The sequence below is a fragment of the Ferribacterium limneticum genome (assembly GCF_020510565.1).
Classification (GTDB): Bacteria; Pseudomonadota; Gammaproteobacteria; order Burkholderiales; family Rhodocyclaceae; genus Azonexus; species Azonexus limneticus_B.
The window spans coordinates 4,102,527-4,116,671 of sequence record NZ_CP075189.1 but is presented as its reverse complement, the minus strand read 5'-3'; the positions used below and the strand labels follow the sequence as shown (position 1 = coordinate 4,116,671).

14 protein-coding genes are annotated in these 14,145 nt (G+C 63.7%); 5 read left to right on the top strand and 9 right to left on the bottom strand.

Annotated features, from left to right (window positions below; translation table 11 throughout):
• Window positions 1-13: 13 nt before the first annotated feature.
• Window positions 14-745 (top strand): phosphatase PAP2 family protein, encoded by a 732-nt coding sequence (locus tag KI610_RS19805; protein WP_226496649.1) that lies wholly within the window; start codon window positions 14-16, stop codon window positions 743-745.
• Here the strand turns inward: KI610_RS19805 and KI610_RS19800 are convergent.
• From KI610_RS19800 to KI610_RS19790, 3 genes are read right to left on the bottom strand one after another with little or no spacing between them, the layout of a single operon-like run.
• Entirely contained in the window at window positions 742-2,502 is a 1,761-nt protein-coding gene (locus KI610_RS19800) for a protein-disulfide reductase DsbD (RefSeq protein WP_226496648.1), read from the bottom strand. The two genes, KI610_RS19805 and KI610_RS19800, sit on opposite strands and share 4 nt — an antisense overlap.
• A complete protein-coding gene (cutA, locus tag KI610_RS19795) occupies window positions 2,499-2,816 on the bottom strand; it encodes a divalent-cation tolerance protein CutA (protein ID WP_226496647.1) in 318 nt (105 codons plus the stop codon). Before cutA ends, KI610_RS19800 begins: the two co-directional genes overlap by 4 nt.
• Before the next feature lie 9 nt (window positions 2,817-2,825).
• Window positions 2,826-3,596, bottom strand: coding sequence for an ABC transporter permease (locus KI610_RS19790; RefSeq protein WP_226496646.1), 771 nt, complete (start codon window positions 3,594-3,596; stop codon window positions 2,826-2,828).
• 155 nt (window positions 3,597-3,751) lie between these two features.
• Between KI610_RS19790 and KI610_RS19785 the strand changes: the two genes are divergently transcribed.
• The 3 genes from KI610_RS19785 to KI610_RS19775 all read left to right on the top strand — a co-directional run bounded on the left by KI610_RS19785 (window position 3,752) and on the right by KI610_RS19775 (window position 7,208).
• On the top strand, window positions 3,752-5,293 hold the full coding sequence (locus KI610_RS19785; protein WP_226496645.1) for a B12-binding domain-containing radical SAM protein: 1,542 nt from the start codon (window positions 3,752-3,754) through the stop codon (window positions 5,291-5,293).
• Window positions 5,294-5,332: 39 nt separating this feature from the next.
• The gene (locus tag KI610_RS19780) at window positions 5,333-6,310 is read left to right on the top strand and encodes a hypothetical protein (RefSeq protein WP_226496644.1); all 978 of its coding nucleotides are present in this window, start codon (window positions 5,333-5,335) and stop codon (window positions 6,308-6,310) included.
• A gap of 130 nt (window positions 6,311-6,440) precedes the next feature.
• Window positions 6,441-7,208 carry a TIGR01458 family HAD-type hydrolase gene (locus KI610_RS19775; protein WP_226496643.1) on the top strand — a complete coding sequence of 256 codons (768 nt, stop codon included), beginning with the start codon at window positions 6,441-6,443 and terminating at the stop codon, window positions 7,206-7,208.
• Between the two features lie 9 nt (window positions 7,209-7,217).
• On the opposite strand, the gene KI610_RS19770 is transcribed toward KI610_RS19775, so the two are convergent.
• From KI610_RS19770 to KI610_RS19755, 4 genes are all read right to left on the bottom strand, one after another.
• Window positions 7,218-7,832, bottom strand: a complete 615-nt coding sequence (locus KI610_RS19770) for a hypothetical protein (protein WP_226496642.1) — start codon at window positions 7,830-7,832, stop codon at window positions 7,218-7,220.
• A gap of 145 nt (window positions 7,833-7,977) precedes the next feature.
• On the bottom strand, window positions 7,978-8,895 hold the full coding sequence (locus KI610_RS19765; RefSeq protein WP_226496641.1) for an ATP-binding cassette domain-containing protein: 918 nt from the start codon (window positions 8,893-8,895) through the stop codon (window positions 7,978-7,980).
• Window positions 8,883-9,521 (bottom strand): alpha/beta hydrolase, encoded by a 639-nt coding sequence (locus tag KI610_RS19760; RefSeq protein WP_226496640.1) that lies wholly within the window; start codon window positions 9,519-9,521, stop codon window positions 8,883-8,885. Before KI610_RS19760 ends, KI610_RS19765 begins: the two co-directional genes overlap by 13 nt.
• A gap of 3 nt (window positions 9,522-9,524) precedes the next feature.
• Window positions 9,525-9,833 (bottom strand): (2Fe-2S) ferredoxin domain-containing protein, encoded by a 309-nt coding sequence (locus KI610_RS19755; protein ID WP_226496639.1) that lies wholly within the window; start codon window positions 9,831-9,833, stop codon window positions 9,525-9,527.
• A 179-nt stretch (window positions 9,834-10,012) separates the two neighbouring features.
• On the opposite strand from KI610_RS19755, the gene KI610_RS19750 reads away from it, so the two are divergent.
• Entirely contained in the window at window positions 10,013-10,375 is a 363-nt protein-coding gene (locus KI610_RS19750; RefSeq protein WP_226496638.1) for a hypothetical protein, read from the top strand.
• 18 nt (window positions 10,376-10,393) lie between these two features.
• On the opposite strand, the gene KI610_RS19745 is transcribed toward KI610_RS19750, so the two are convergent.
• Window positions 10,394-13,096 carry a cation-transporting P-type ATPase gene (locus KI610_RS19745; RefSeq protein WP_226496637.1) on the bottom strand — a complete coding sequence of 901 codons (2,703 nt, stop codon included), beginning with the start codon at window positions 13,094-13,096 and terminating at the stop codon, window positions 10,394-10,396.
• Window positions 13,045-14,103 carry a VanZ family protein gene (locus KI610_RS19740; protein WP_226496636.1) on the bottom strand — a complete coding sequence of 353 codons (1,059 nt, stop codon included), beginning with the start codon at window positions 14,101-14,103 and terminating at the stop codon, window positions 13,045-13,047. The genes KI610_RS19745 and KI610_RS19740 overlap by 52 nt, the downstream gene beginning before the upstream one ends.
• Window positions 14,104-14,145 lie beyond the last annotated feature (42 nt).

Sequence of the window (14,145 nt, the reverse complement as noted above, 5' to 3'; positions counted from 1 at the left end):
CCGGGCGCCAGAAATGCGATTTGCTACCATGGCGGCGCGCTACTCCCAATTGCCTTCTTTCGAGCCATCAATGCACCTGTTCCACGAACCGCACTGGATCCGGCAGATTGCATCCCGGATGATCTTTCTGTGGCCGCTCAAGGCAGTCGGCACGATGCTCTTCATGCTGGCCTTTTTCTGGGCTTATTTCGGGATATTGCGCAACCCGCTGTTCCCGGCCACGCTGATGCCGCTGACCGTCGTCGACCAGTGGATTCCCGTCACGGCGCTGGCTTTTCCGGTCTATGCCTCGCTGTGGGTTTACGCCTCGCTGCCGGCCGCACTGTTCAGGGAATTCCGGATACTGGCGCTGTTCGGCCTGTGGATGGCGGCGATGTGCCTGTTCTGCCTGGCCATTTTCTGGGCCTTCCCCACCGCCGTTCCGCCGGCCGGCATCGACTGGAGGCTCTATCCGGAAATGGCGATCATCAAGGACGTCGATGCCAGTGGCAACGCCTGCCCGTCGTTGCATGTCGCCTCGGCGGTGTTTGCGGCGATTTGGCTTGACCGCCTGGTGACAACGATCTCCGCCCCGCAGGCCCTGCGCTGGCTGATCTGGCTGCATTGTCTGGCGATTTTGTGGTCGACCGTGGCGACGCGCCAGCATGTGGTCATCGATGTCGTGGCCGGCGCCGTGGTGGGCGCGGTGTTCGGTATTCTTGGCCTGCGCCACGCGCAGGGCCGGGCCAAACTGCAAAAAATCTAGCCGGCTGTCGCGGTCTGCTGCAGGGATTTCATGAACTGCGCCGCATCCTGAAAGCCGACAATGCGCACGGCCTTGTTTTCCTGGCCTTTGGCATCGTAGAAAATGATGCCCGGCGGGCCAAACAGCTTGAATTTGGCCAATAAAGCCTTGTCGTCGTCCGAATTGGCCGTGACATCGGCCTGCAACAGCGTGAAACCAGCCAGTTTGGCCCGAATAGCGGGGTCGGAGAAGGTGAAACGCTCCATTTCCTTGCACGAGACGCACCAGTCGGCGTAGAAATCGAGCATGACCGGCTTGCCGGCGGCTTTGATTCGGGCTTCCAGATCGGCCACCGATGCAACGCGTTCGAACGGCAGCCTTTTCTCTTCGGCGGCGACCGCCTGTCCGCGTAGCCCGGCCAGCGGTTGCAGCGGGTCGCGGCCACCGGCTAGCGCACCGATGAGCAGCGCGGCGCCGGTTAGCAACATGACGATGCCGATACCCTTCCAGAAACGGTGCCAGCCCTTGGCGTGCGGCGGCAGTGGGTCGAGGGCGTGGAGGTAGATGGCCGGGATGATGAGCAGCGTCGCCCAGGCGAGCATGGATGCCACGGCTGGAATGACCGGCGAAACGAGCCAGACGGCGGTGGCCAGCAGCAGCACGCCGAAAGCCTTCTTGACGCCTTCCATCCACGGTCCGGTCTTGGGCAGCAGGGAACCGCCGGCAATGCCGACAGCGATGAGCGGCGCCCCCATGCCAAGCGCCATGACGAACAGCGCGGCGCCACCGAACACAGCGTCGCCGGTCTGCCCGATATAAAGCAGCGCACCGGCCAGCGGCGCCGCGACGCAGGGTCCGACGATGAGCGCCGACAGCGCGCCCATCAGGAAAACGCCGATGCCGCGCCCGCCCTGCAGGTGGCCGGATTCTTCCGACAACTTGCTTTGCAGTGCGGTTGGCAATTGCAGCTCGTAGAAGCCGAACATCGAGAACGAGAGCACGACGAAAACCAGTGCGAAGCTGCCGAGCACCCAGGGGTTTTGCAGCGCGGCGGAAATCAGCGTGCCGCTCAGGCCGGCCGCGACGCCGGCCGCGGCGTAGGTGACGGCCATGCCGAGGACGTAGGCCAAGGACAGCGCGAAGCCGCGGGCGTGGGAGTTCTTGTGGCCCTGCCCGGCGATGATGCCGGACAGGATGGGGATCATCGGGAAGACGCAGGGGGTCAGCGACAGGCCGAGGCCGGCGATGAAGAAGAAGGCGAGGCTGGTCCAGAAGCCGGCGTTTTTGAGCGTGGCGGCGATCTGGCCGCTTTCGTCGCCTTCTGCCGGCGCCGTCGAGGCTGGCGGTGCGCTGGCCGGGTCGGGCAGTTCGACGCTGAGCGGCTGGGTTTGCGGCGGATAGCAGACGCCGGCATCGGCGCAACCTTGCGAGGTGACGTTGAGTTTCAGCGGCAACGGGCCGGAGGACATGCGCTCGACCGGGACGCGGATGGCGACGGTCTTGTAATAGACCTCGACCTTGCCAAAATTCTCGTCGTCGTGCTCCTTGCCCTTGGGGAAGGTCGGCGTGCCGAGGGGGGCCGTTTCGCCGTCGACGGTGAAACGGAATTTGTCGCGGTAGAGGTAGTAGCCCTTGGCGATTTCGTAGCTGATTTCGAGCGTCTGGCCGTCGAGCGCCTTGACCGAGGGCTTGAAGGCAACGGCCGGGTCGAGGAATTCCTCGGCGTGGGCGAGCGAGAGGAAAAAGGCGAAAACGAGGAACAGGAGGCGCATGGTCATTGGATCGTTTCTGCTGCCACCCAGTTCAGGTAGGCCGGGAAGCCGTGGCTGAGCGGCAGGGCGATGATTTCGGGCAGCTCGTAGGGATGGAGTTCGCGGATTCTGGCTTCGAGCGCCGGGTAGCTTGCTACGGTCGACTTGAAAAAAAGCGGAATTTCGGAGGCCGATTCGACCTTGCCCTGCCAGCGATAGACCGACTGGACCCGCGGCAGGATGTTCACGCAGGCGGCCAGTTTTTCTTCAACCGCGGCGAGCGCGATGGCGTTGGCGGTTTCTTCGTCCGGGCAGTTGGTGATGACGAGCAGGGTTTCCATTAGTGGATTCTACTTGAGCAGGCGGCGGCGGGTCAGGTGGAGGGCGATGGTGAAGGCTATGCCGGCGGTGGCGAGCAGCGCCATGATGTGGATCAGGGCGTCGGCCGGGATCTGGCCGGCGAGCAGCGGGCGAACCAGCGCGACGCCCTGGGCCAGCGGCAGCCAGCCGCCGATCAGCGCCAGCCAGCCGGGCAGCTGGTCGGTCGGGAAGAAAACGCCGGAAATGAGCGTCATCGGCGTGATGAACAGCGTGAAGTAGTACATGAAGAAATCGTAGGACGGGGCCAGCGCGTTCCAGATCAGGCCGAGGGCGGCGAAGGCCAGCCCGGTGAGGACGATGGCCGGCAGTGCCCAGAGCATGAGCGGGCCGTTGGTCAGGCCCATGCCGGTGATGACGACGAGAATGGCAGCGCCCGAGAACAGCGATTTGGTCGCCGCCCAGAACAGTTCACCGGCGACGACATCGCCCAGCCCGAGCGGCGTGTTGAGGATGGCTTCCCAGGTTTTCTGGACGTGCATGCGCGAAAAGGCCGAGTACAGGGCCTCGAAGGTGGCGGCATTCATGGTCGAGGCGCAGACCGTGCCGGCGGCCAGGAAGGCGACGTAGGGCTGGCCTTCGATGCTGGGCAGCATGGCACCCAGCCCGTAGCCGAGGCCGAGCATGTAGATCAGCGGGTCGGCCAGGTTGCCGAGGATGGACGGCAGGGCAAGCTTGCGCCAGACCAGGAAATTGCGTTGCCAGACGGGAAGCCAGCCGAGCAGGGAGGGTTGAGGCAGCATGGGGCGGAGCGAATGAAACGGAAGACGCATTTTAGCCTCTGTCCAAGACGCTAGCGTTTAAGTTCTGTGCCCTGTCGATTTCGATTTTTGCCATTTTTTCCGGTTGACCGTGGGATCACTTCGGATGGCCTCGGCGAAGCTGTCAAAATGGCGAAATGCCGCCCGCCATCATCCTGAGCACGCTCAACGCCAAATACATCCACGCCTCGCTCGGCCTGCGCTACTTGCTGGCTAACATGGAGCGGCATGGCGGCGCCGGGCTGCGCGAACGGGCTGTCCTGCGCGAATTCACTATCGCCCGGCCGGTGGCGGAAATCGTCGCTGCGCTGCTCGCCGAGGAACCGCAGATCATCGGTTTCGGCGTTTATATCTGGAACGTCGTGCAAACGACCGAGGTCGTCCGCCAGCTAAAGCAGGCGCGGCCAGCGCTGAAAATCGTCCTCGGCGGGCCGGAAGTCAGTTACGAATGGGCAGATCAGGAAATCGTCCGGCTGGCCGATCACCTGATCACCGGCTGGGGCGACGTGAGTTTTCCGAAACTGTGCCGCGCCCTGCTCGACGGGCCGCCGCCGCTCATGAAAGTGATCCCCGGCGAGCAGCCGGCGCTGGCCGACATCGCCCTGCCCTACGCCGAGTTCAGCGCCGACGATCTCGCGCATCGGCTGCTCTACGTCGAAGCCTCGCGCGGCTGCCCGTTCAAGTGCGAGTTCTGTCTCAGTTCGCTCGACAAGACGGCCTGGGCTTTCGAGCAAGAGCGCTTCCTCGCCGCGCTGGAAACGCTCTACGAGCGCGGGGCGCGCAATTTCAAGTTCGTCGACCGGACCTTCAATCTCAAGATCGACAGCTCGCTGACCATCCTGCAATTCTTCTTCGACCGCCTGACGCCGGATCTCTTCCTGCATTTCGAGGTGATTCCCGATCACCTGCCGGAACGCCTGAAAGACATGATCGCCCGCTTCCCGCCCGGCGTGCTGCAGTTCGAAGTCGGCATCCAGACCTTCAACCCGGAGGTTCAGCAGGCCATTTCACGTCGGCAGGACAACGCCAAGACCTGCGAAAACCTCGACTGGCTGGTCAATCACAGCCACGCCCACCTGCACACCGATCTCATTTTCGGCCTGCCCGGTGAAACGCTGGCCAGCTTCGCCGAAGGTTTCGACCGCCTCTACGCCATCCGCCCGCACGAAATCCAGCTCGGCGTCCTCAAACGCCTGCGCGGCACGCCGATCGCCCGGCACAGTGTGGCTCACGGCATGGTCTACGACGCAGAACCGCCCTACACCGTCCGCCAAACTGCCGTGGTCGACGCGCCGACCGTCGAGCGCTTCACCCGCCTTGCCCGCTACTGGGATCTGCTCGCCAACTCCGGCCGCTTCCCGCAAACCCTGCCCATCCTGCTCGCTGGCCCTTCACCCTTCAATGCCTTCCTCGCCTTCGCCGACTGGCTATGGCAGGGCACCGGCCAGACCAGCCGTCTGACGCCGGAAATGCTGGTCGATAGCCTGTTCGATTTCCTGACCGGCGTGACCGGAATGGAAAAGGAAAGTGCTCGCCAGACGCTGCTTGCTGACTATCAGGCTAGCGGCGCCCGCGCCAATCCTTCGTGTCTGCACGGCTTGTTGAAGGATCGCGAAAACCCGGCGCCCCGCGCCGTCCGGGCGCTGGTGCAGCGGCAGGACCGGCACGGCGGGGCATGATGTGTGGCTTCGAATCGAACATGATGTCCTATTCTTCACTTGAGCCTTATTGATGCTATGGTTAAACCTCCTCCCCTGACTGATTTACAAAAGGCTCGTCTCGGAATTCTTGAGCCAGGCTTGAGGGCTGCCGTTTATTCGGCAGATTACAAGCGAGCAAAAGCAGTTGCCGCTGATATCCAGAGTGTGTTGCGATCAACAGGTCACGAAACTCGGTTGATGCGTTCAAAGACATGGCTGTTTGAGGCCGCACTGAACGCGGGCGAACTACTAACTGCTGAAGCTGGTTTTCGTGGAATACGCGCAAAAACTGCCATGAGCACTAAAGTTCACCTTGAGGCAACCGCATTGCTTGTTGTTTGCCTTCTTCGACAGAAGAAAATTTCCGAAGCAGAGCCATTAATCGAGAAGGTGCTGAAGGGAAAAACAATTAAAGATGCTGCACGTCGGCGGCAATTCATTGAGAACGTCACAGCCAGGTATCAACTTGAAAGCTATATTTCTGCTGTAAAAGACTGTGCGTACGAAACACTGATACCAGATGCTGTTGATGCTGACGCTATCGAAGCGGTTAAAACTAAAACGGACGAAGAGTTGTATGCGCAGATTGCTTCGGCGCTTCCTCGAGAGGTTTTGGAGTTCGTTTATCGTGTGGACCGCGCAGCAAGGAAGCAACTAACAATGGTGGAGATTTTGTATCTTCCATCGCCTGTTCATACGCAACAGAAGATAGAGCAAGGGCGCAGTTTTTTTGCATCCCTGAAATTGGTGATCTGGAAGTCACTATGCGATCCGCAGAGCGAAATCTATAAGGCTTGGTATACAAACGGTATGGCGCAGGTACTTAGCAAGAAGTACTACGCAATCGTAGTCTCCGCAGCTCTCGTTGATCTAGGATTTGCTGTGAAAGCTGTGGCCGTTCCGGCGACAGCATTGCTAATGAAGCTCGGTATTGAGGTTTATTGCGAACGATACAAGCCGGGAGAAATACTTGATGTGCGTGATGGCAAGGCATAGCCATTCCCCGGCGTCCCATTAGAGTGTTCGTGAGTGGTGGCGGTGTCAGAGGGGGGCAGATTGACATCGCCCTAAACTTTAGCCAAAAACGATAATCGAACACTGTCAAAACTTTTCAGAGGTGGCGGAGATGGCACCGACAATTTCACCGAAAGCGGTATTGATCGATCTGGCCGGCGTCCTCCACACCGGGGATGAGGCATTGCCGGGGGCGGTGCGGGCGCTCGACCGGCTGCGGATGTCGGGGCTGCCGCTACGTTTTTTGACCAACACGACACGGACGCCCAGTACCATCCTCTTCGCCAAGTTGCAGCGCATGGGTTTCACCTTGGCCGCCAGCGAGATTCAGACGGCGGCGCTGGCGGCGCGAACGCTGGTCCGTAGCCGGGGGCTGCGCCCGCTGTGGCTGATACACCCCGATATCGCCGCCGAAATGGGGGAAAACGATCCCGAGCCCAATGTCGTCGTGCTTGGCGACATGGGCACGCATTTCACCTATCCGATCCTCAACCATGCTTTCCGCCTGCTCATGGAAGGCCTGCCGCTCGTGGCGATGGCGCGCAATCGCTATTTCATGGAGCCCGACGGGCTGTCGCTGGATATGGGCGCTTTCGTCGCCGGGCTGGAGTATTCGGCCGGGATCACGGCTGAAATTACCGGCAAGCCGGCACCGGCTTTCTTCAATGCGGCGCTGGCCGAACTGGGTATCGCGCCGGCTCAGGCGGTGCTGATCGGCGACGATCTGAGCGATGACATCGGTGGTGCGCAGGCGGCGGGTATTCCGGGGATTCTGGTGCGGACGGGGAAATTCCGGGCCGGCGACGACGCGCATCCGGACATTCGTCCGGCGGCGATTTACGATGATTTTTCTGCTGTGGTCGACGCCCTGCTCGGCTGAGCTGGAAAATCAGCCGAATTTGCGCTGATGCGCCTCGACGGCTTTCAGGCGTGCTTCCTTGAGGCGGAGCAGGACTGAATCGGGCAGCCCTTCGTCGGTATCCGGCACCTGGCTCAGGGCGTGGGCTTCGACTGCCTTGAGTCGCGCCACCATCAGGCGGAGCCGGATGTGGCCGGGCACTTCATCGCGCTCGGCTTCTTCGCTGGCCGTTTCATCGACGACTTTGGGGCGATTGAACGAACGGTGCAGGTCGAGTTCGTCGAGGCCGCCCTGATAGTTGTCGTTCGGATCGTAGGTGAAAATCTGTGGCTCGCCGGCGTGCGTGCTGGCGCTCAGCAACGCGACCTGGCGGCGCTCGGTGCGGCTCAGCATGAGGACGGTCGCTGCCTTTTTCTTGGCGAGGCGCGCCTCGATGCGTGCCTTTTTGGCGGCGCGCAAGCGGTCCGATTCTTCGAGCGTCAGCTCCTTGATGGCTCGTGGCGGCATCGGAATGGCCGAGATGGTGACGCCCTGGGCGGCTACGGACATGTCGACGACGGACGTTGCCTCGTCGGAAACCTGTTCCGAGGCACTTACTTCCACTGCCGAGAATGCGAACACTGCCGCGACCATCAACCAACGCATTGCGATTTCCAAACCAAGCCAATGTTCCATTCTAGCATATTTTGGAAAATATCCAGGAGAAACATGAGCTTGGCGTTTCCGTGGGCGACTGCCAAGGCAGCGGATCGGTCTCGTTTCCTGGCTGACGGGGCGTTTTGCGTCGGGTTCAGTCGCGCAGTTCGCGGCCGGTCAGCTTGATGAAAACGTCTTCGAGGTTGGAGGCGCGATGCACGTAGCGCAGGCCATCGGCGTCGGCCAGTCGGGCCAGTAGTTCGTGCGGCTCGCGGCAGTAGAAGAAAGCGGTTTCGCCGCTGGTTTCAACGCGCTCGGCGAGGTGCTTTTGATTTTTGACGAAATTTTCCAGTTGACCGTGGGATTCGTCGAAAACCTCGACGACCTGCGGTTCGATCTGCTCGGCGATGAGCTGGCGCGGGCTGCCTTCGGCGATCTTGCGGCCGTGGTCGATGACGATCAGCGTGTCGCACAGGCGTTCGGCCTCGTCCATGAAATGGGTGGTCAGAATCAGCGTCTTGCCGGCCGATTTGAGTTGCTTGAGGCGTTCCCAGATCAGGTGGCGGGCCTGCGGGTCGAGGCCGGTGGTCGGCTCGTCGAGGAAGATGATGTCGGGGTCGTTGACCATCGCCCGGGCCAGCGTCAGCCGGCGTTTCATGCCGCCGGACAGCGTCGACAAACGGGCGCCGGCCTTGCTCGACAGGCCGGCGAATTCAAGCAGCTGCGGGATTTTGGCCCGGATGTCGGCGTCCTTGAGCCCGAAGTAGCGGCCGAAGACGAGCAGGTTTTCGGCGCAGGTGAAATCGGGGTCGAGGTTGTCGAATTGCGGCACGACGCCGATGCGCGCCCGCGCTGCCTGGGCGTCGTCGGGAATGACGTGGCCGTTGAGCGTGATTTGGCCGCTGTCCGGCCCGGTCAGTCCGAGGCAGAGGCGCAGCGTCGTCGTCTTGCCGGCGCCGTTCGGGCCGAGCAGGCCGAAGCAGGTGCCCGGTTCGACGGCGAACGATAGCCCGGCGACGACTTCGCTGTCGCCGTAGGTCTTGCGAAGTTGGCTGGCTTTCAGTGCCGCCATGCGCGGGTCACGATGTCGCGGATCAGATGCAGGCGACGGTGGAAGAAGTGATCGGCGCCGGGTACGACGACGACCGGCAGGTCGAGCGGCAAGGCCCAGGCGTAGACGTTGGCCGGCGGCACCAGCGTGTCGTCGGCGCCGTGGATGACGATGGTGTCGTGCGGCACGGCTTCGGTGTCGTACTGGCGGCTGCCTTCGACGTGGCCGGCGGCGGTGCCGACCAGCACGAGGCGCTGAGCCGGGTGGCCGGCGTCGACGAGGCGCTTGGCAACGCGGGTCTGGCAGAAGGCGCCAAACGAGAAGCCGGCCAGGGCGACGGGCAGGTTGCCGCAACGGCACTTGGCGTCTTCGAGTACGGCGAGCAGGTCGTCGACTTCACCGTGGCCTTCGTCATGCACGCCTTCGCTGCCGCCGACGCCACGGAAATTTGGGCGGAAGGCGGCGTAGCCGAGGCTGACGAAGGTACGGGCCAGCGTGTAGGCGACCTTGTTGGTGTTGGCGCCGCCGCCCATCGGGTGCGGGTGGGCGATCAGCGCGATGCCCTTGGGGGCATCCGGGCGCTCCATGATGACCTCGATCTTGCCGACCGGGCCGTCAATCAGGAGTTTCTCTTCGGGGGCGCGCATGGCTCAGATCTTCAGGCGTTCGACAACTTTGCCGCCGACCAGGTGTTCCTGAATGATTTCCTCGACGTCTTCCTTGTCGATGAAGGAATACCAGGTTTCTTCGGGGTACACGACCATGACCGGGCCGTTGTCGCAGCGGCCGAGGCAGCCGGCCTTGTTGATGCGCACGGCGCCAGCGCCGTTCAGCTTGAGCGCACCGATGCGGTCCTTGGCGTAGGCGAACATGTCGGAACCGCCGACGCTGTTGCAGCACTGCTCGCCAGCCTCGCGCTGGTTGGTGCAGACGAAAACGTGATGTTTGAAGTAGCTCATGCGGGGTCTCCTGTGCAGACCCGCATTATAGGCGAGGCAGTTTCACGTGGAACGTGGCCGGGAATTTCGATTTTGGTCGATTTTTCCGGTTGACCGTGCGCCTGCCTTCCGCTGCGGCGAATTTGCTATGCTCCGGCGCGCTGCCTGCGCGACAGGCTTTTGATGCGGGGAAAATCTAGGTGACGAAATTTTGCGGTTTGATCGGCCTGCTTGTGGCGGCCAGTTGGAGTCTGGCGGTGGGTGCCGAGGAGACTCATCATCCCCACCATCGTCTGGCCAAGGACGTCGACGCCTTTCACGCCGTTCTGGCGCCCGTCTGGCATGCGCGGCCGGGGCCGGAGCGCTCCCGCAATGCTTGCGCCAAGGCGCCGGAGATGGTCGTGCTGGCCGGGAAAATCAGCTCAACCGACGCGTCCGCATTGAGCCCCTCAGTCGGCGCTCTGAGCAAGGTCTGCCAGGACGGTAAGGGCGAAATCGATGCGAGCTTGTTCGACGTCCATGAAGCTTTCCATCGCCTGATCGACAGCAAGCCGGCCAAGTAAGGGGCGCTTCGCCGCTACTCAGCCCCGGCGCGACACGCGTTTTTCCAGCCCGACGATCAGTGCACTGGCCAGCCCGACGGCGAGGATCGTTGCCCATTCGGCGAGGCCGATGGGTGCCGTACCGAAAGCGGCGTTCATGGCCGGCAGATAGGTCAGCGCGCCTTGCAGGGCGGCCATGCTGGCGATGCCGGCCCAGATCCACGGGTTCGAAAAAAGGCCCTGCTGCCAGAAGCCGCCGCTCAGCGAGCGGCAATTGAAAAGGTAGGCCGCCTCGACGGCGACGAAGACATTGACGGCGACGGTGCGCGCTTCGGCCAGGCTGTGGCCCTGTTCGAGTTCGCGCAGGAAGAGGCCGAAGGCGCCGGCCAGTAGCAGGAAAGAGACGAGCACGATGCGGCGGATCAGCGCGGTGTCGAGCACCGGCTGGGCCTGCCGGCGTGGCGGGCGGCGCATGATGCCGCGCTCGATCGGTTCGAAGGCGAGCGGCAGGCCGAGGAGCACGGCGGTGGTCATGTTGATCCAGAGGATCTGCAGCGGGGTGATGGGCAGCGTGCTGCCGAAAAGAATGGCGGCGACGATGACGAGGCCTTCGCCGAAGTTGGTCGGCAGCGTCCACGTGATGAACTTGACGAGGTTGTCCCAGACGCCGCGGCCCTCCTCGACGGCCGCCTCGATGCTGGCGAAGTTGTCGTCGGTGAGGACCATGGCCGCCGCCTCCTTGGCGACTTCGGTGCCGGCCAGGCCCATGGCGATGCCGATGTCGGCCTGTTTCAACGCCGGCGCGTCATTGACGCCGTCGCCAGTCATCGCGACGACTTCTCCGCGGGCCTGCAGGGCGCGGACGAGGCGTAGCTTTTGTTCCGGTTCGACGCGGGCGAAGACGTCGACGCTGTGGGCGGCTTCGCCCAGCGCGCTGTCGTCGAGGAGGGCCAGTTGGCGGCCGGTCAGCGCCCGCTCGGCGTTGAGGCCGATCTGGCGGGCGATGGCGAGCGCCGTGACGGCGTGGTCGCCGGTAATCATCTTGACCCGCACGCCGGCCGAATGACAGTTGCGGATGGCGCCGATGGCCGCCTTGCGGGGCGGGTCGATCATGCCGACAAGGCCGATCAGGGTCAGCTTTTCGATGCCTTCCACGGTCAACCGGAAATTTTGGCCAAAATTGAAATTTCGCCGGGCCAGCAGGAGGACGCGCATGCCCTGTTCGGCGTAGGCATGGGCGATTTTCTCGATGGCAGCGTGGTCGAAAGGGAGCGGCTGGCCGTTGGCCGACAGCTGATCGACGCACAGCGGCAGCAGGCGTTCGAGCGCACCCTTGACGTAGACAACGCCCGGCCCGTCGCCCTCGTGGGCGGTGGCCATGAATTGCCGGGTGGCGTCGAAAGGCAGGACGTCGCGCCGCGGAAAAAGCGCGCCCAGCGTGTGCTCGTCCAGCTTGCCCTTGCGCGCGGCGACGATCAGCGCGGCCTCGGTCGGGTCACCGGTGATCTTCCATTGGCCGTGCTCGTGGCGCAGCGAGGCGTCGTTGCACAGCGCGCCGGCGATCAGGGCTTCGCGCAGCGCGCCGTCGATGTCGGCCGGCATTTCGTCGTGGCTGATGGCCCCTTCCGGGTTGTAGCCGTGGCCCCCGATGGCATAGCCCTCGCCGGCGCACCACAGGACGCGGACAGTCATGGCATTTTCGGTCAGCGTGCCTGTCTTGTCGGAGCAGATGACGGTCGTGCTGCCCAGCGTTTCAACGGCCGGCAGGTGGCGGATGATGGCCCTCCGTTTGGCCATGCGGGCAACGCCGATAGCCAGCGTGACGGTGACGGCGGCCGGCAGACCTTCCGGAATGGCGCCGACGGCGAGTGCCACGGCGGCGATGAACATGTCGAAAGCCGAGCCGCCGCGGGCCAGCCCGACGCCAACGGTGAGCAGGGCCAGCCCACCGATGGCCCACAGCAGCCAGTTGGAAAAGCGTGCCATCTTGCGCGTCAGCGGCGTGACCAGGTCGGGCGCGGCGGCGATCAGGCCGGCGATGCGCCCGGTTTCGGTGGCGTCGCCGGTGGCGATGACCAGCCCGCTGCCCTGCCCGGCCACCACCGTGGTGCCGGCGTAGGCCATGTTGAGGCGGTCGGCGAGCATGGTGTCGGCGTGCAGCGTGGCGACATTTTTGGTGACGGGCTGCGATTCGCCGGTCAGCATCGAGTCGTCGGTATGCAGCTCGTGTTGCTGGATCAGTCGGAGGTCGGCCGGAATGCGGTCGCCGGCGGCGAGCAGGACGATGTCGCCGGGGACCAGTTGCGTTGCGTCGAGCTGCAGGCGATGCCCGCCGCGGCGGACGGTGACCGGCGTCGCCACACTTTGCGCCAGGGCGGCCAGGGCCCCTTCGGCCTTGGCCTCCTGCCAGTAGCCGATGAGGGCATTGACCACGACGACGCCGAAAATCACGCTGGCGTCCACGACTTCGCCGAGGGCGGCGGTGATCGCGCCGGCCGCGATGAGCACGAGCACGAGCGGTTGCATGACCTGCTCGGCGAAGCGGCGCCAGGCCGGCTTGCCGGGGCGTTCGGTCAGGCGGTTGGGGCCGTGACGGGTGAGTCGAGCGGCTGCTTCGCCATCATCCAGGCCGGCCGCGTGATCGACCCCCAGCCGCCGGGCGGCCGCTTCGACGGTGTCGGCATGCCAGGCTAGGTCCGGCGCGTCGTCAGGAAGAGGAAAGGCAGGGTCAGGAAGGGCCATAGGGTAGCGAGCAGGCGCGTCAGGCCATTGAAATTGAGAAAGTGTCCCTGCCGCCAGACGGCCAGTGCCGCTTCCGAATAGGGGTTGGGCGGTGCCATGTTGACCAGCACAGTACCGGCCATCAGGGCCAGCGCGGCGATCATCAGGCGCGGCGTTGCCGGCAGGGCGAGCACGACGGCGAGGATGCCGGTACCAACAGCCAGCCCGAGCTTAGCGCCCGGCGTCAGCCAGGCCAGCGAATCGGCCGGGCTGACCAGAACGGCGGCAGAGACCGTGCTGATGACCAGACAGAGAAGCAGGAAGAGCGGCACGATGAGGTAGGCGAAGAGTAGCCGCGCACACAGCATGCGGACGATCAGGCCGACGGCGACGACGTTGAAGGCGGTGATGCTGGCCTCGATCATGACGAAACTCTCGGCGGCGAAGGGAACGGCCCCGGTCAACCCGAAAATCTGCCGGACATCGCCGGCCCCGAAGAGCAGCGTTTCCGGCGACAGCGGCACGAGCAGCCACAGGCCGAGCAAGGTCAGGCCCAGTTCGGCGTGCGGGATGGGGGCGATCAGCCGGTGTTCCAGCGCGGCGATGCGGGCGAAGACGCGCGGTCCGACGTGTTGCGCCCACAGCGCACCGAGCAATCCGCCCAGCGTGTTGCAGGCGAGGTCGAGGTTGGACGGCACGCGCGAGGGGAGCCAGGTCTGCACTGTTTCGAGACCGAAACTGACGCTGCCGGTGAGTAGCACGGCGAGGATCAGGGCAGTGAAACGCCAGGGCAGGCTGCTCAACGCCAGCGTCAAAAAGAAGCCGAGTGGCAGGTAGACCGCGACGTTTGCTGCGAGATCGAAGACCGTCCAGTAACGTGGCCAGCCGCCTTCGAGAAAGGCAATCGGCGACACGCCGGTATCGCGCCAGCCGGTAAACGGATGCAGGCTGCCATAGACGACCAGCCCGCACCAGGCGAGCGCCAGGTAGCGGGAAAGCAGGATGGGGCCACGACCATGATGAGGCATGGCCTGATTTTAGGGGCGATTGGCCGGCCCGTCAGCCCTTAT